Below are 17,686 nucleotides of genomic sequence, written 5' to 3'. Positions count from 1 at the left end.
CCACCTAGTTTTGATAGACAATTTGTCCCTTACAGATGGTATATTTAACCTGCCCTTTTAAGGTTTCACCGATAAAGGGTGAATTAGCTGCTTTGGAAGCAAAATGGGAGTCCACAAGGCGGTCAGCCTTAGCATCAAAAATAGTGATGTCCGCTGGACCATTCTCAGCCAAGTAACCTGCTTCAAATTTGTAAAGCTTGGCTGGGTTGTATGTCATTTTTTCAAGTAATTCCATCAAACTTAACTCACCAGCTTCCACCAAATAGGTCAATCCGAGAGAAAGAGATGTTTCCAAACCTGTCATACCAGATGGCGCTTTGGTAATATCCTCAACATTTTTTTCATCTGCATGATGTGGCGCATGGTCAGTTGCAATCACTGTGATGACACCTGACTTGAGCCCTTCAATCACGGCACGACGGTCTGATTCCAAACGAAGTGGCGGATTCATCTTAGCATTGCTTCCTTGTGTCAAAAGGAGCGCTTCGGTCTTAGAGAAATGCTGTGGCGCTACTTCTGCTGTTACTTGCGCACCCAAACCTTGAGCGAACTCCACTACCTTGATACTTTCCTCCTTAGACAAATGCTGGATGTGAACATGGGCCTTAGTTGCATAGGCAATCATGACATCACGCGCCATCATAGCGTACTCAGCCACCCCAGTCGCACCGCAGATATGGAAATGTTCTTTAGCAATATTTTCGTTAAAGCCAAGAACACCGTTCAAACCTGGATCTTCCTCATGAAGACTAATAAAGGTATTAAGCTTTTTGGCTTCCTCCATGGCTTCCTTGACGACTTTACTACTTTCAAGCGGAATACCGTCATCAGAAAAACCAACAGCTCCAGCTTCTAAAAGTGCCTTAAAGTCAGTCAAATCTTGCCCATTAAAATTCTTGGTAATAGTCGCAACCGTCTTGACATTAATCTTTTCCTTGGCAGCTGACTGGAGAACTTCTTGCAAGGTCTCCACGTCTGAAATGGTTGGACTAGTATTAGCCATCATGACAACCGTGGTAAAACCACCTGCAGCGGCTGCTAGGGCACCCGTATGGATATCTTCTTTATGAGTTTGTCCAGGTTCACGGAAATGCACATGAATATCGACCAAGCCAGGAGCAACTACAAGACCAGTAGCATCAATTATCTCTGCTCCTTCTTCCTTGACCTCAGGCGCAATTTTGATAATTTTCCCATCTTGAACTAAGACATCACACACTTGATCCAAACCAGACTTGGGATCCATTACACGACCATTTTTGATTAGTAGCATCTGCTTTCTCCTTTATTCATAGAAATCGACTTGGGTATCCAACAATTTATCCCCATCATAAACAAACTTGGCTGAAAAGAAGGGCTTATCTTCTAAAAGCCACCCGACAAAGGTATGGTCACCTTCCCAAGTCGGCTTACTCAAAACCTCATCATAGGGAACCCATTCTAGCGTTCCCTCATTGCAGTCAATCAAGTCACCCTCGAACTCCGTAACTTTAAAAACATAGGTATACCAGTCTAAATCTGGCGTAAATTCAGGAAAAGTGATCACACCTTTTAGAACTGGCTTGGCTTTGAGCCCTGTTTCTTCAAGGATTTCACGCGCCGCGCATTCCTGAGGAGTCTCACCTCGCTCTAGCTTCCCACCCACACCAATCCATTTCCCTTCATGGACATCATTAGGCTTCTTATTACGGTGCAGCATGAGCAGTTCTTTCCCGTTATCAATGTAGCAAATTGTCGCTAACTGAGGCATATTTTCTCCTTATCTAAGCCAATCGATTGGCTCTTGTCCTGTCTCTTTTAAGAATGCATTGGCCTTGGAAAAAGGCTTGGAACCCCAAAATCCTCTATAAACTGACAGAGGACTGGGATGGGCTGATTCGATAATCAAGTGGTGAGGATTGGTAACTAAGGCCTTCTTCTTGCGTGCATAAGCTCCCCAGAGTACAAAAACAACTGGTCTATCTAGATGATTGACCACCTGAATCACAGCATCTGTAAAAGGCTCCCATATCTGCCCAGCATGACCATTGGCCTGTCCAGCAGGAACTGTCAAACAAGCATTAAGAAGCAAGACTCCTTGCTCAGCCCAAGCTGTCAAATCATGAGATTTCTTAACCCCGATATCGTCTGACAATTCCTTCAAGATATTTTGCAGGGATGGCGGAGCTGGGATAGAGTCCGGTACAGAAAAACTCAAGCCCTGCGCTTGACCTGGTCCGTGATAGGGGTCCTGTCCCAGAATCACCACCTTAACTTCTTCAAGCGATGTTGTCAAGAGAGCCTGAAAAACCTTTTCCTTGGGCGGATAAACAGTCCCCTGAGCATAGACCTGCTCCATAAACTGATTGATTTTCGCAAAATAACCTTCAGGTAATTGTTCCTTAATCAAAGCATGCCAAGACGAGTGTTCCATAGCCAACTCCTTCGTTTTTACTGCCTCTATTATAGCAAAAAGTGGCTATCTAAACCACTTTTTACAGTTTATCTAAACAATCCAGCAAGTCTTGGTAAGAATGTACTTCGTAAGTCGGCTGGGCTTGTGTGGGATTTTCGAGGTGATGAGGATTGTACCAGATAGTGTCAATCCTCGCATTATTGCCACCTTGAATGTCTGCGGTTAGAGAATCTCCAATCATCAGCGTCTTTTCTTTACTAAATCCAGCAATCTGCTGGCCAATCTTTTCATAAAAGAGAGCATCTGGCTTTTGTGTTTGCAATTGCTCAGAGATAAAGACTTGATTGAAATAAGGTGCTAGACCAGATTGAGCCAAGCGCCCTGTCTGAATGGCAGTAATGCCATTTGTCGCAGCATATAGCTCATAATCACGCTCGATGAGGTTGTCTAATAGTTCATGAGCGCCTAAAAAAGTTTGTCCCTGTTGTGCGAGGTAAAATTGGTAACGCTGTGCTAGAAAACTACCGTCTTTCTCCAGTCCAAAATGAGCAAATAAACGAGAAAAGCGCGTGTTAACCAGGTCTTGTTTACTGATTTTCTTTTGCTCCAAGTCCTTCCAGAGAGCCTTGTTCATAGGAACATAATAGTCTTTATAAGCCTGAATATCTGCAACTCCTTCTTCTTTTAGAAGTTGCGTCAAAGCCACATCCTCAGCAGCATCAAAATCAAGAAGAGTGTGGTCAAGGTCGAAAAGTAGAAATTTGTAGGACAATTTGAGAGTTTTCCTTTCTGAAAAAGCATTATGAATATTGTAGCATAAAATAAGAAAGCAAAGCAAATTTATTCCATCTATTTGATATACAATAATCACAACAAAATGATACAAGTATACTTATAAATCACTATTCTAGTCTTTTGATTTCCCAAATCTTTCAGAATAGAACAATCCTAACTATCGAACACCCTAACTTCATAAATATCCATGTAATTCTAAATCTAGAATTCCTATAAACTAAATGTTTTCGCACTATTCTAAGCCATTGTTTGTCTTAAATTTTAATTTTTGAAGGATTCTAAAGCTAGAACAGTCCTATCACAATTAGTTTTGAATGATTAACAATTTAGAAACACTCTAGCTTTACTCCTTTTACATTTCGACATTACAGTAACAAAAATAGAAATATCTGACAATCATTTATTACTATCCTGCACCGCAATAATCGGTTAATACAAATAAAATACTAATCTTCATAAAGTCAACACATCCTAGTTTATTAGCTTTTATACTTTAGGAAAGTAGTTATATAAAATGTAAAGCTCTCCCAATAAATGCCATATTTAAGGAGAGCTACTATATTTTTATAAACGTAAGACAAGCATTTAGCTCATATATGTCTTAATTCTCCACATTTTATATATTCACTAAAAAGAGAAAACCCACAGATTATAAGCAGTTTTATTTTTAGAAAACTCTTCAATCATCAATTAATTTGATACAATGTTTTTTGGAATATTTTTGTAAAGTATGATACCTTCTGGTTTCACAATGCAATAATAATTAATTTTTTTCATGAATATTTCCTAACAATGAGCAATCTATGTAGCAACACGTGTCAGTTCAAATCTTTTAAGCGTTCTAAGTCAATAATTCTATCACATTGCTGAGCCTGATCCATATTATGCGTTACCAAAATAATCGTTTTCCCATACTCATCACGTAGCAGTTTCAGTAATTCAAAGGCTTTTTGAGCCATTTGTGGATCCAAGGAGCCAGTTGGCTCATCTGCTAGAATCAACTCTCCTGGCTTTAGAATAGCACGAGCGATAGCAATTCGCTGCTGTTCTCCACCTGATAACTCATTAATACGACTCTCCAAGAAAGATTCCATGTGAACTTTTGATAAAACTGTCTTTATTTTTTTATCTTTTTCTTCCTTAGTTAAATTAGTGTAATGAAGTGCTAGCATCAAATTATCACCAACACTTTCATTTGGAATCAGGGCATTAGATTGAAACAAGTAATTTAATACATTTCGACGGAGATAGGTTGCCTTTTTAGAGTTAACTTGTGGTAGAATCTCACCATCAATCGTGATTGTTCCCTCATCAACAGTTTCTAATAAGCCAATAAGGTTGAGTAACGTAGATTTTCCTGAACCGGATGGACCAATCAACGCAACAAATTCTCTATCCGAAATATCAAATGAAATATTCTCAATAACACGTTTTGCACCGTAATATTTCGATAACTGTCTGACTGAAATAGTTGGCATATTCTTACTCCTTAAATATATTTAAGATTTTCTGCTGTTCTTTCCGCAAAAGAAAACCATATAGAAGAACTGACTGCAAACATAGAGATAAAGCGGCGGACACTATACCCAATTTTGTTTTCAATAAGAAACTAATTAGTACCTCTATAATAGCAGAAACAATCACCAAAATCATAATTCCTTTATAACGTGCCCATAAACCAAATCCTAAGAAGTATTGCACTATTAACCGATCTTGATAAGCAATTCGATACATCAATACCAAAGCAATTAGTATTGAAGTTAAGCTAATCAATACAGCTAATATAAGGCTACCAAATAGATAAAAAGTATAACTCAACTCTTTCTGGCGTCCATCAATATATCGCCTAACTGGTGTAAATTGAATATCGTTATCCATAAGATCTGGAAAATGAGTCGTTATCTCTTCCTTCACACGAGTCAGAATATTCTGATTACGTATTTTGAGATAACCATTGAAACCCGAAACAACAAGATTTGCACTCTCCTTAAAATAAAGATTTTCAGGACTTGCTACAAAAATAATCGGCTCCTTACTAGTTACCCCTTGTTGCAAATTTGTGGACCAAAGGAAAATATCTTTAGTTGTGGAGTAGCTTTTATAAATGAATTGACGATTTTGTGTGAATGGTGTCTCCACATCCCCATCATAGACTTTGATACTTTCTTCTAAATATGCTCGCATACGTTGCTGTTCCTCAGTTGTATAACTATCTGGAATCAGATACAATCTGCTACCACTTCGTATCTCATTTAATTCTTCTTCAGAAAACTGAAAACCTAGTTCAGTTAAATAATTATAAGAATAAACTAGATACCAAAATGGTTTACTAGGTAGATTCTGATAAGCAGTCACGTTCGCAAAAAAATCTTGTCCGTAGTATTGACTATGAATTAAATAGACACCTTCATCATGGCCTATTTTTGTATAAAGATGATACATACTTAATTCTAATGTATTACTCGTACCTGACAGTGTTCCCAAGTCATCGCCTTCAGAAAAAGAATCAATTACTTGCATATTCTCAACACTTTTCCACGCCCTAGCAATATGGACATTATCCATAAAACGGTACAAAGGACCATCTAGGCCATAACTGGTAGCAATTAAAATGCTGCTTAACGCAATATAGGAACTAATACCTAAAATAGTCAATAGTCTACTTGGAAAACGTTTGTGAATAGCAGACAAAGCAGTCACTGAATAAACTATCAAACTAGGAATAACGAGAATAGTAGCTAAGGCCAACATTGAAAATACTATATGGCCCATGATAGGTAGCAAAATATAGTATGAAACTTGGGACCAGCCTGTCAACCACCAAATAACTACAGCTAATATAGGTGTGCTAAGAACCGATGGATAAATAATAGGTTTAAATAATGCTAACCAAAATTCATTTCGACTCCATCCCAATAGGGTGAGACTACCAAATTTTTCATAGGCCTGAAGAACAATTACAAGCAATAATATTAACAGCGTTAACATTGTAAACAATAGCAAACCTATGAGTACAAAAGGAACTAGACCATAATCACGACGACTACCAAATTTTTCCTGTAGAAAATTTTCCTCTGATAAGCCTGTGGCACTCGCAAACTGTTTGATAAATTCACTTTTGTCCGTTTCTGATTCTAAACCATTCACATGATAGATTCCCGTTAAAGTATTGGTTTTTTGATAAACTTGCTCTAATCGATCAATGACAATCGGAATAGTAAATAAAGGCCTCGGTAGCTCATAAAGCGTATCATGAGACGCCTCAGCAATTCCTATCGTTTTCTTACTATCCTCATGCTCTAGTAAGACTTTTAGCTGTGACTTAGTTAAAATATTTGAATGGTGAAAGTTAAAATCAGAAAAATAATCAGAATTTCCCATGGCATCTATATAATGTTTTTGTATACCATTGCCTTTAGAATCTTGAATGACTCGATGAGTCCAAACGGCTAAATCGCTTCTCTCATTTAAATAATAAAACGCTTTTTCTTGCTGAATTGGATTTAGCTTTTGAAGGTACAGCGTTAGAGTTCGATTATTCTGGTTGTAGTGCTGCCATGTTTCTTGATAAGATACACCTGTAAAAAAAATTGCTGTCAGAGCAAATAATATACTCTGAACAGCAACCAAAAACAGGGCTAGGTATTTTAATTTTCCTAGAAAAATGTTTTTGTTAGTCATAGGCTATTACCCTCGACAATTCCAGTAACATTGTGCAGTGCTACCTCCGATAAACGCAGTTGCAGAGGCCATTACTCCAGGATCTTTCCATCCAGAAGAAACACCATTCGCAGTTGCTCTATGCTCATAAACAGTTGATTGAACATCTGAATAACTAAATACAGCTGCTGTACGGCCATAGTCCCAATATACTGCACTACCTTTATAATATACAGTTGCTGCGGAAACCACTGAACTACCTATACCAAGTAGAGAGAATCCAATCAAAGTAGTAGTTGCAATTTTTTTCAAAGTTTTTTTCATGATTCTATCCCCAACTAATTTCTAAAAGATTTTCATCTTTGTCTAAAATTAAAAGTATAAACCAGTTACTTATCATATAAAACCTCTTAAACTCATATTATAATATCTGACGATAAAGTCTTGCTAAGAAATGCACTGTCCTTTACTATATAACAGAATAAAGAAGTATCCTAGGACAATTAAAAATCTCCGTTTTTATATCTGTTAGGTAAGTTGTAACTCATATCCTAAACTCCTTTCTTAATTAAACTAATTAAACCATTTTTACTTAGCAACAAACACAGGTCTTGGATCCAAGACCTGATTTTTAGCAGGAAAGTGACTTATTACCAAGACTGTTAATAACAAAGACAACAAACTTATAGCTAATAAGATTTTTCTTTCCATAGCTTTTTCTACTTTTTATTTTATGCTTTAATAATAACACAATTTGAAAGCGTTGTCAACAATTTTATAGTAAAATGAACCAAAAAATGAGTGAGATAAATTTATCCCACTCCTAGACCTAAACCAAGTTAGATTAAAGATACAAATATAATGATAAGGCTTTCTTTTACTTTAAACTACCATAAAACAAGGAATCTTTCAACAAAATTCATTGGCAAACTACTATCCTAGAAGATTGACAGCTCAAATCTTTCAGAATAGAACTATCCTGACTATCGAACACCCTAACTTCATAAATATCTATGTAATTCTAGACCTAGAATTCCTATAAACTAAATGTTTTCGCACTATTCTAAGCCATTGATTGTCTTAAACTTTAATTTTTGAAGGATTCTAAAGCTAGAATAGTCTATCACAATCAGTTTTGAATGATTAACAATATAGAAACACTATAGCTTTACTCCTTTTAAATCAAAAAGGAACTACTCAAAGCAATCCCTTTCTGATTTTGAAATTATTTACTGAAAATTGATAGTTGAGGTAATCAATAGCCCACCTATAAAAAGTGTTATAGTAAGTTTCCTTATTTATTGATTTCAAGCTCCGCCAATTGTGTTTGAATAACTGACAGTTCTGCACCAGCCTGAAGAAGAGTAGCTGCAGTGTAGGCACCTTCTACAATTGGAACCCTGTTGATGACGATAGTTTTATCACTGAAATCAGCCACCATTTCTAAGTTCATTTTTGCAGAGCCTAGGTCAAAAAAGGCTAATAAAGTATCTGCTGAATTGTCAGAAACAACCCTATCTACTTGATCAAAACTTGTTCCAATTCCTCCGTCCTCGGTTCCTCCTACATAAGTAATCGGAACATCTTTAGCTACTTCACTAATCAGTTCAACAAGACCTTGTGCAATGTGTTTGGAATGTGAAACGATAACAAGACCAATACTTCCCATTAAACCACCCCAGTTTCTAAAAGAGCAGTAAAGAGTAATCCTGATGAGAATGATCCAGGATCAATATGTCCAAGAGAACGTTCTCCTACATAAGATGCCCTTCCTTTAGTTGCAAGTAAATCTTTGGTAGCATTCACTACCTGATCAATAACCTCTTGAGTCAATTGACCAGCAGACAAGGCAGCAATAACAGGAGTCCAAACGTCAACCATTGTCTTTTCTCCAACTTCTGCTTTCCCACGTTTGACAATCATATCCAGACCACTTTGTAAGATTTCCTCTATTTTCGAATTTGAATCAGCCTTGGCCATGCCCATAAAAGCAGAGCCATACAAGGGACCTGAAGCACCACCTACCTTACTCAGTAGTTGCATTGAGACAAGTTTAAACACATCACTGCTGGTTTCAAATTGCTTTCCTTCTATGTTTTCCATAACTGCAGCCATGCCACGCGCCATATTTCCACCGTGGTCTCCATCTCCTATAGGAGTGTCTAACTCACTAAGATAATCTTTCTGTTCTTGAATCTTTTCATTAAAAAGCTTCATCCATTCAAGAGCTTGTTCAACATTCATGAGACATTTCCTCCTTAAGTTTTACCAAGCTGGGGTAGTAACAGGTGCATTTAGAGCATCCAACCACTCATCATCTGCCAATCGAATCAATGTTAATGACAAGCCAGCCATATCAATTGATGTCATATAGTTTCCAATTTTCTTAAACGCCAAGTCAACACCTTTTTCATGGAGTAATTTAGCCACATCATTTGCAAATACGTATTGTTCCATAAGAGGAGTGCTTCCTAAACCATTGATGAGAAGGCCATAGCGTTCACCAGTCTTAAGTTGGAAACCTTCAGATAGTTTTTCAACCAATTCTGCTGCCAATTGTGCGGAAGGTTGCATTTTCTCCTTTTTATATCCTGGTTCACCGTGAATACCAACTCCATATTCAAATTCATCATCTTCTAGAACAAAACCTGGCTTCCCAACTTCAGGAACAGTTGCTCCAGACAGGGCTAATCCAATTGTTTTAATTTCTAAGACAAGTTTGTCGGCCAAGTCCTTCATTTCAGATAATGATTTACCAGAACGAGCCGCAGCACCCAAAATTTTATGGACTAAAATAGTACCTGCAACACCTCGACGGCCTTGGGTATAGAGACTATTTTCAACAGCGATATCATCATCAACCACAACACTTGCTACATCAATACCTTCCATTTCAGCAAGTTCTTGTGCAATTTCAAAGTTCATAATGTCACCAGAATAGTTCTTGATGACCATGAAAACTCCAGCACCTTCATCAGCCGCCTTGATGGCTTCTAAAATTTGGTCCGGAGTAGGTGAAGTGAAGACTGCTCCACAAATGGCAGCAGACAACATTCCATCTCCTACAAATCCAGCATGACTTGGTTCATGTCCTGAACCTCCACCTGAAATGAGTCCAACTTTTCCTGTCTTTTCTGCCTTTCTAACAATGACATCAAAACCATCTAAGCGTTGAACCAAGTCATCATGCATGAATGACAATCCCTGCAACATTTCATCAACAACTTGTGTCGGTTCATTTATAATTTTTTTCATGAGAAACTCCTTTCGGCATGTACCTTTGTTTTCGCTTTCATTATATATTTTTTATTGCTGGATGATAAGGGACAGATTCTATTATTTGTCCCCTTTTAAACCCGTTTAAAACATTTTTTTGGTAAAATGAAGGAAGTAACAGAAAGGCTTCCTATGGCATCATCACTTATTACAAAAAAACGGATTGCCAAGGCATTTAGAGACCTATTAGCTACTAGAGAATTTGACAAAATCTCTATTGTAGAGATCATGGAATCAGCTGGCATTCGTAGACAGACCTTTTATAATCACTTTCTTGACAAATATGAACTGCTAGACTGGATATTTGAAACTGACTTAACCGAGTATATCACCAATAACTTAGACTTTATTTCGGGCCAAAAACTATTACAAGAATTATTTCTTTATTTCGAACAAGAGCGTGACTTTTATATTCAACTTTTTGATATTCAAGGACAAAATAACTTCTATGACCACTTTATCAGCTACTGTCGCTTACTTGTATCAAAAATTTTAAGAGAATACGGTCAGATTGATATCGATTCATCTGCTTATACTTGTTTTTTGTTAGACTATCATTCACATGCTCTAGCAGAAATCGTGAAGGCTTACGTCAATAAAAAAAGTCCAGTTCCACAATCAGACTTTCTCATCATGACAATTATTGGAAAGAGACCATAATGACATTTATTTCAAATCATAAACAGAAAATTATTTCAAGTTACATTTCGGCAACTGTCAGCAGTCATCCTGAATTAGAAAAACACCCTACCTTACCTTTAGTTTATCAAAAAAATTGCAATCCTCATCAGGTTCCAATATTGTCGGGTGGAGGTTCCGGTCACGAACCTGCGCATATTGGATATGTGGGAGAAGGAATGCTTACTGCTGCTATCTATGGTCAATTATTTACTCCTCCTACACGAACTGAAATCTTAGAGTCCATTCGTTTTTTAAACAATGGTCACGGTGTCTTCATCATTGTAAAAAATTTCGAAGCAGACATCAAAGAATTTAGCTCGGCCATTAATACTGCTAGACAAGAAGGAATTAAGGTCGGCTATAGTCTAGCACACGATGATATTTCCATTGAACCTCACAATAGATTTCAAATTAGAGGAAGAGGGCTTGCAGGGACTATTTTGCTTCATAAAGTTCTAGGATTTGCAGCTCAAAATGGTGCCGACATAGAGCAACTAACTGATTTAGGTCATGAACTTGCTCCCGAAATCGCAACAATTGGTTTTGCAACGAAAGCTGCTAGTCTCCCCCAAGCCACCCTTCCACTATTTAACTTGGAAGAAGGAAATATTTCTTATGGTATTGGGATACATGGCGAAGAAGGCTATCGTATCGTCCCATTCCAATCATCGGAAATCCTTGCAAATGAAATTATAAGTAAATTAAGATTGCACTATCATTGGAAAAAGGGTGATCAATTTATATTGCTTGTAAATAATCTAGGCACTACCAGCAACTTAGAAATGGGCGTATTTATCAATGATCTCCTTCAACTCTTAGAAATTGAAGGAGTCACTATTACCTTTATAAAATCAGGAACATTTATGACCAGTCTAGATATGGCCGGTATATCCGTAACGCTTTGCCCCGTAAAAAATAAACAGTGGTTAGAAGCGCTCCATGCTCCAACGACAGCTTTTGCATGGTAATTTGCATGTATAACTCAAAAGGGCTAGGTCACTTGATAGCCCTTTGCTTTTATCTTATGTTTAAAAGAACTCATTCTTTCCATTTCAAACAGTCCATCTATACCTGACAATTCTTCTATCAAAAAACTGGCTGTTCCTCAACAACCAGTTTCTTCATTTTTAAACTAATTTCTTACTGTTCCTCTTCTGAAGGAAAAGCGATGCTATAGCCAAAATAGCAAAAGCTAGGCCAACATACCAGTAGGATTGATCTAGTGTCGTTGAACGACCTGATAGGTGGACGATTCCACGAAAGAGCATTCCTGCTGTAAGTACTGCAACTGCCGAGTTCCACAAGTTTAGACTGAGTCGCCCTAAGTTTGGGATGGTTTTCAACAATAATGCCAGAATGATCCCTCTTACTAGAGGAACCACAAAGAGATAGTGCATATGAAGAGAACTCTCCCCAAAACTAAAGAACTCGTAGATACGGCTAAATGCTAAAAAGAAAATAGTGAGTAGACTATAGAAATATAGGGGACTACACTAAAAAGCCATCCAATTTGGATGACTTTTTTAAAACTATTTACTTAGTTCTCTGATTTTTTACTTTTTTTGAAAAGTGAAATACCAAAGATTCCAGCTAAAATAGCAAGAAGATTCATAGCTAATGACGAATCAGCAGTTCCTGTATTTGGTAACTGAGCCTTTTCTGGAGCTGATTTTTGCTCAGTAGATTGAATACTTTCTGGTTGAACAGGTTTTGGAGCTGGCTCTGGATTTGGAGTTGGCTCTGGATTTGGTGTTGGTTTTGGATCCGGAGTTGGCTCTGGATTTGGAGTTGGTTTTGGATCCGGAGTTGGCTCTGGATTTGGTGTTGGTTTTGGATCTGGAGTTGGCTCTGGATCTGGTGTTGGTTTTGGATCTGGAGTTGGTTTTGGATCTGGTGTTGGCTTTGGATCCGGAGTTGGCTCTGGATCTGGTTCTTTCTCATACTCATAGATAACATGAGTTGTACCTTCTTTTAACTGACCTATTTCAGGTGCAGATGTTGAAGAAACACCAACTAGATTGTATTTTTTACCATCTACAGTAATAGAAAACGGACGCTCATCTGCATTTTCAGCAGTATTATAAGTCACAAGATTTCCATCAGATCCATAAATAGAAGTTAATGGTGTGTCTTTATAAGTCTCCTTAATAGATTGATTTGTTCCTTTGATGACATAATCCACCACTACATCTCCATAATGAAGCGTAGAAACATCCTGATCAGCCATATCTTCAAATTCTGAAGCATGGTATTTAACAGAAGGATTATATTTCAATTTAAAAATTTTAACATAATTAAAGAAGGTCTCAGGATTAATATTAACATCATGAGGAATAGTTTTCCAATCACCGTTATTTGGTGTGATATAAGTACTTTGGTTTGAAACTGACCTCATTAGATGATCATTCTGAACATAAGTATCATCTACTAAGCTTGGATTTGCTAGAGCACCATAAGTATTTTTTCCATTGCTGTCTTGATAATATGGTTGCGCTTGAGGATAATCTTCTATAATTTGGCAACCTTCTTCAAATAAACCAAGCGAACCTTCTTGAGAACATTTCCAAGGAAGTCTCACGTCAATTGGTAAGTACTTGATCTTCTTAGCTTCCTCCAAGGGTACGGTCACAGATACACGAAAAGCATTTGATCTCAATGTTTGTGAACTAACAGCATATGTATTAACTTTATCATTCAAATATTCCCGGGCATCTTTATAATTTTCATAATCAGTTACATTAACAACGGAAGGTTTCTTACCAGCCGCTAGTTCTTCTGCAGTTGGAACAATCTCCTTTCCATCAGTTGATTCTATATATTCATTATACGAAAACTCTTTCATAGGAACATTGACATCTACAGGATTTTCATTAGCATCACGTGTTCCGATCAAAGTGAAATCAACTTTAGAACCAACTATTTCTGGTATACGAACACGAACGCCTGAGACTGTTTGGCCATGAGTACTTGAGTGCATTCCTTTAAAGGCTACAGTGTAATTGTAGACGACACTTTTACCATCTTCACTAAAATGTGCTGGAAGTCCTTCAACATTGACGTGACCGCCTTCATCAATGATATTGCTACCATCTGGTTCGCTATCATCGCTAGGGGCAGAGCCAGTTGAAGTCCCCAGAGGATAAGTTGGATATTCTTTCCTTCCAGTTTCAGCTTTGTTATTAGTTGAGATTTCTTCAGATTTAGGTGAGGAAGCATTGGCATCCTCTGTGTCTGATTTTCGTGAGGTGTCACTAATAGGGTCTGGTGCAACCCTATTGTCTACTGAAGAAGTGTTCTCAGCATCAGTTGAATTAGTAATACCTAGTGTCTCTGAAACATTTGCTGATTCACTATTAGTTTCTTCAGCTTGAACTACTGACTGAGAAACCAAATTTAGAGCAAAGACAGACATTGTGATGATGCCAAACTTAGTAAGTTTTTTCATACAGTTTTTCTCCTCAAATGAAAGGAATCATGCATTAGCAAAATCCTATTCATTGATATTTTTTATAACCACTGAGTATTATACCATTTAAACGCTTAATTAACAAACAATTATTTGATAAATTTAACAATATTACATGTTGTTTAGGGAAGAGGAATAATTATTTGATATTACATCTTAAAGTACCTTAAAAACCGAATAAAGCTTCCTTCATTCGATTTTGTCTTTTAACTTTTCAACAAAGAGATAGGCCGCTGGACAGGTCAAGGTATTCTTAATCGTCAAATGGTTAATTTGATGGATTTTTTTGCGGTCAGTGTGGGGGAACTCTCGACAGGCCTTTGGACGAACGTCATAGATGGAACAGAGATTATCTCCTCCTAAAAAGGGACAAGGCATGGATTTAAAAACCTTATCTCCATCTTCATCTACCTGAAGGAACTCCGCTTCAAAAGCAGGTAATTTCATCTTAAAGTACTTAGCAATACGAGTGATGTCTGCTTCCTTGAAGTCAGGCCCCAATGTCTTGCAACAGTTGGCACAGGCCGTACAATCAATCTCTGCAAAGACTTCTTGGTGAATCTGCTGAGCTATCTTATCTAGATTTTTTGGTGGCTTTTTCTTCAAATTAGCTAAAACTTTACGGTGCTCCTTCTGCTTTTGCAAAGCTAGCTGATGGTAGTACTCAATATCAATTTCTTTAGACATGATTTCTCTCTTATTCTATTTGTTTCCCCTATTATATCATGCCTCTGACTCATTGAAAAGTGGACTTTACAAGACTATACTATTCTCGAATGTATCAAAAAACCTTGCAACTAGGTTACAAGGTCAATGACATTAATCGAAGTTAACGTATTCTTTTTGAAGTTCAAGAACTTCTTCCATTGTTGAACACTCTGTAAGGGCACGGTTAGCGTACTCTTCCATCTTAGCAGTGTCCAATTTCTTCATCAAGCTACGTGTACGAAGTACAGATGTTGCTGACATAGAGAATTCATCCAAGCCCATTCCGACAAGAAGTGGAACAGCTTTTTGGTCACCAGCCATCTCACCACACATACCAGCCCATTTACCTTCAGCGTGAGCTGCCTTGATAACGTTATTGATCAAGCGAAGGATTGATGGGTTATATGGTTGGTAAAGGTATGAAACTTGCTCGTTCATACGGTCTGCTGCCATTGAGTATTGGATCAAGTCGTTTGTACCAATTGACATGAAGTCTACTTCTTTTGCAAATTGGTCTGCAAGCATTGCTGCTGCCGGGATTTCAATCATGATACCAACTTGGATGTCATCCGCAACTGCAACACCTTCTGCAAGAAGGTTTGCTTTTTCTTCTTCATAAACGGCTTTAGCTGCACGGAATTCTTTCAAAAGGGCAACCATTGGGAACATGATACGCAATTGACCATGAACAGAAGCTCGAAGAAGGGCACGGATTTGTGTACGGAACATTGCATCTCCAGTTTCAGAAATAGAGATACGAAGGGCACGGAATCCAAGGAATGGGTTCATTTCATGTGGCATATCGAAGTAAGGAAGTTCCTTATCTCCACCAATATCCATTGTACGAACAACCACTGGTTTACCATTCATTCCCTCAAGAACAGCCTTGTATGCTTCATACTGCTCGTCTTCAGTTGGGAAATCTTGAGAATCCATGTACAAGAACTCTGTACGGTAAAGTCCAACAGCTTCTGCACCGTTGTTGTTAACACCTTCAACGTCTTTTGGAGTACCGATGTTAGCAGCCAACTCGAAGTGTTTACCGTCAGCAGTCACTGTTTGAGCATCTTTCAAAAGTGCCCATTCAGCTTTTTGTTTAGCATAAGCTTCACCAGCTGCTTTAAATTCTGCCGCTTGTTCATCTGTTGGGTTGATAATCACTTCACCAGTAATTCCGTTAACGGCAAGGATATCACCGTCTTTCACCACTTCAGTGATGTTATTTGTTCCCAATACAGCTGCAATTTCAAGTGTACGTGCCATGATAGCTGAGTGGCTTGTACGTCCACCGATGTTTGTTACAAAAGCTTTTACAAAGTTTTTGTCCAATTGAGCTGTATCAGATGGTGTCAAGTCATGTGCAATCACAATTACTTCTTCGTTAATAGAAGCTGGGTTTGGCAATTTTTTACCAAGAAGGTTTGCCAATACACGTTTTGTCACGTCGCGGATATCCGCTGCACGTTCTTGCATGTATGGGTTGTCTTCCATACCTTCAAAGATAGTGATGAACATGTCAGTCACTTCTTTAAGACCTGCTTCTGCATTGACTTTCTTAGCACGAATTGTTTCTTTAATCTGACCAATCAATTCTGGGTCAGCAAGAACCATCAAATGAGCGTCAAAAACTTGAGCCGCTTCTTCACCAAGCGTACCTACAGCTTTCTCACGGATAAGAGAAAGCTCGTTTTGAGAAGCTTCAAGAGCTACATCCAAACGAGCCTCTTCTGCGTTTGTATCTTCGACTGAAACAGTCTCGAATGACAAATCCGGTTGAACGAGTAGATATGCTTTTGCAACTGCAACACCATCAGATGCTGCGATTCCTTTAAGCATTTCTGTCATTTTCCTTATGCCAATCCTTCTTTTTCCATTGTTTCTGAGATTGCAGCGATAGCGTCATCTGCATCAGCACCTTCAGCTGAGATAGTTACGTCAGCACCTTGGCCAACACCAAGACTCATAACACCCATAATTGATTTAAGGTTAACTGATTTACCTTTGTATTCAAGAGTGATATCTGAAGCAAATTTGCTAGCAGTTTGTACCAACAATGTTGCTGGACGTGCGTGAATACCTGTTTCTGCCACTACGTGGAAATCTTTAGAAGCCATAGTTTGACTCTCCTTTTGTTCTTTCTTTTTTTGAGTTATATGTGATAACCCTTACAATTTGATATTATATCATCTTCTAGGATTTTTTTCAAGCATTTTATGGGATTTATTCGATTTCCTTTCAGATAACTTGCTGAAAATCTTCTATTCTAGATAACAAAGCACAGGATATAGTTTTCCAAAAAAGCACTTGTAAGATAATTATCACTATTTCACAAAACAAACACTACATATTGTGTTTTGTGAGCTTGACTAGAAAAATAGACCACTATATTTAGTTTCAAATCATTGACAAAAATTTATTTTCTGATATACTAAGAAAGTAATCTATTTTGAAAGAGGAGTTACACAATGGTAACCGTTTATTCTAAAAACAACTGTGTCCAATGTAAAATGACCAAACGTTTCTTGGACAGCAATAATGTCGCTTATCGTGAAATCAATCTTGATGAGCAACCTGAGTACATCGATCAAGTTAAAGAGCTCGGTTTCAGCGCAGCTCCTGTTATCCAAACACCAACTGAAGTCTTTTCAGGTTTCCAACCAGGAAAACTGAAACAATTAGCATAATCTTGGTACATCATCCAGAAG

Annotated in this window: 17 protein-coding genes and 1 pseudogene; 3 read left to right on the top strand and 15 right to left on the bottom strand. The window is 37.8% G+C overall.

The features are described 5' to 3' along the window. Positions 1-4: 4 nt before the first annotated feature. From UKS_RS04905 to dhaK, 10 genes are all read right to left on the bottom strand, one after another. On the bottom strand, positions 5-1,273 hold the full coding sequence (locus UKS_RS04905) for a dihydroorotase (RefSeq protein WP_156012020.1): 1,269 nt from the start codon (positions 1,271-1,273) through the stop codon (positions 5-7). A gap of 12 nt (positions 1,274-1,285) precedes the next feature. Beyond that, the gene (locus UKS_RS04900; RefSeq protein WP_001135770.1) at positions 1,286-1,750 is read right to left on the bottom strand and encodes an NUDIX hydrolase; all 465 of its coding nucleotides are present in this window, start codon (positions 1,748-1,750) and stop codon (positions 1,286-1,288) included. 9 nt (positions 1,751-1,759) lie between these two features. Beyond that, positions 1,760-2,413 (bottom strand): uracil-DNA glycosylase, encoded by a 654-nt coding sequence (locus UKS_RS04895; RefSeq protein WP_156012019.1) that lies wholly within the window; start codon positions 2,411-2,413, stop codon positions 1,760-1,762. 61 nt (positions 2,414-2,474) lie between these two features. Next, positions 2,475-3,167, bottom strand: a complete 693-nt coding sequence (locus tag UKS_RS04890; protein WP_156012018.1) for a YjjG family noncanonical pyrimidine nucleotidase — start codon at positions 3,165-3,167, stop codon at positions 2,475-2,477. An 841-nt stretch (positions 3,168-4,008) separates the two neighbouring features. Beyond that, positions 4,009-4,668 carry an ABC transporter ATP-binding protein gene (locus tag UKS_RS04885; protein ID WP_156012017.1) on the bottom strand — a complete coding sequence of 220 codons (660 nt, stop codon included), beginning with the start codon at positions 4,666-4,668 and terminating at the stop codon, positions 4,009-4,011. A gap of 4 nt (positions 4,669-4,672) precedes the next feature. Continuing rightward, entirely contained in the window at positions 4,673-6,871 is a 2,199-nt protein-coding gene (locus UKS_RS04880) for an ABC transporter permease (protein WP_156012016.1), read from the bottom strand. 6 nt (positions 6,872-6,877) lie between these two features. Further along, a complete protein-coding gene (locus tag UKS_RS04875; protein ID WP_117304182.1) occupies positions 6,878-7,174 on the bottom strand; it encodes a hypothetical protein in 297 nt (98 codons plus the stop codon). Positions 7,175-8,144: 970 nt separating this feature from the next. Beyond that, positions 8,145-8,519: a dihydroxyacetone kinase phosphoryl donor subunit DhaM gene (gene dhaM / locus UKS_RS04870; RefSeq protein ID WP_156012015.1), complete on the bottom strand. Its 375-nt coding sequence runs from the start codon at positions 8,517-8,519 to the stop codon at positions 8,145-8,147. Continuing rightward, positions 8,519-9,094, bottom strand: a complete 576-nt coding sequence (gene dhaL, locus UKS_RS04865; RefSeq protein WP_156012014.1) for a dihydroxyacetone kinase subunit DhaL — start codon at positions 9,092-9,094, stop codon at positions 8,519-8,521. Before dhaL ends, dhaM begins: the two co-directional genes overlap by 1 nt. Positions 9,095-9,115: 21 nt before the next feature. Then, entirely contained in the window at positions 9,116-10,105 is a 990-nt protein-coding gene (gene dhaK / locus UKS_RS04860) for a dihydroxyacetone kinase subunit DhaK (protein WP_156012013.1), read from the bottom strand. A gap of 153 nt (positions 10,106-10,258) precedes the next feature. Here dhaK and dhaS point away from each other — a divergent pair, with 153 nt between their 5' ends. Together dhaS and dhaQ are read left to right on the top strand one after the other, a co-directional pair. Then, the gene (gene dhaS, locus UKS_RS04855) at positions 10,259-10,786 is read left to right on the top strand and encodes a dihydroxyacetone kinase transcriptional activator DhaS (protein WP_156012012.1); all 528 of its coding nucleotides are present in this window, start codon (positions 10,259-10,261) and stop codon (positions 10,784-10,786) included. Further along, positions 10,786-11,775, top strand: coding sequence for a DhaKLM operon coactivator DhaQ (dhaQ, locus tag UKS_RS04850; protein ID WP_156012011.1), 990 nt, complete (start codon positions 10,786-10,788; stop codon positions 11,773-11,775). The genes dhaS and dhaQ overlap by 1 nt, the downstream gene beginning before the upstream one ends. A 159-nt stretch (positions 11,776-11,934) precedes the next feature. On the opposite strand, the pseudogene UKS_RS09850 reads toward dhaQ, so the two are convergent. The 5 genes and pseudogenes from UKS_RS09850 to UKS_RS04825 all read right to left on the bottom strand — a co-directional run. Beyond that, positions 11,935-12,282: pseudogene (locus UKS_RS09850) on the bottom strand (hypothetical protein); the annotation flags it as partial. Between the two features lie 62 nt (positions 12,283-12,344). After that, positions 12,345-14,252, bottom strand: coding sequence for an LPXTG cell wall anchor domain-containing protein (locus UKS_RS04840; protein ID WP_156012010.1), 1,908 nt, complete (start codon positions 14,250-14,252; stop codon positions 12,345-12,347). 210 nt (positions 14,253-14,462) lie between these two features. Beyond that, a complete protein-coding gene (locus UKS_RS04835; protein WP_156012009.1) occupies positions 14,463-14,960 on the bottom strand; it encodes a YkgJ family cysteine cluster protein in 498 nt (165 codons plus the stop codon). Between the two features lie 132 nt (positions 14,961-15,092). Beyond that, positions 15,093-16,826, bottom strand: coding sequence for a phosphoenolpyruvate--protein phosphotransferase (ptsP, locus tag UKS_RS04830; protein ID WP_004241506.1), 1,734 nt, complete (start codon positions 16,824-16,826; stop codon positions 15,093-15,095). 5 nt (positions 16,827-16,831) lie between these two features. Further along, entirely contained in the window at positions 16,832-17,095 is a 264-nt protein-coding gene (locus UKS_RS04825; RefSeq protein WP_000146947.1) for a phosphocarrier protein HPr, read from the bottom strand. A 351-nt stretch (positions 17,096-17,446) separates the two neighbouring features. Between UKS_RS04825 and nrdH the strand changes: the two genes are divergently transcribed. After that, positions 17,447-17,665, top strand: a complete 219-nt coding sequence (gene nrdH / locus UKS_RS04820; RefSeq protein WP_000259240.1) for a glutaredoxin-like protein NrdH — start codon at positions 17,447-17,449, stop codon at positions 17,663-17,665. Positions 17,666-17,686: the final 21 nt, after the last annotated feature.

Origin of the sequence: Streptococcus sp. 116-D4, from assembly GCF_009731465.1 — a bacterium.
GTDB classification, from domain to species: Bacteria; Bacillota; Bacilli; order Lactobacillales; family Streptococcaceae; genus Streptococcus; species Streptococcus pseudopneumoniae_E.
This window is presented reverse-complemented; position numbering and strand designations above follow the sequence as displayed.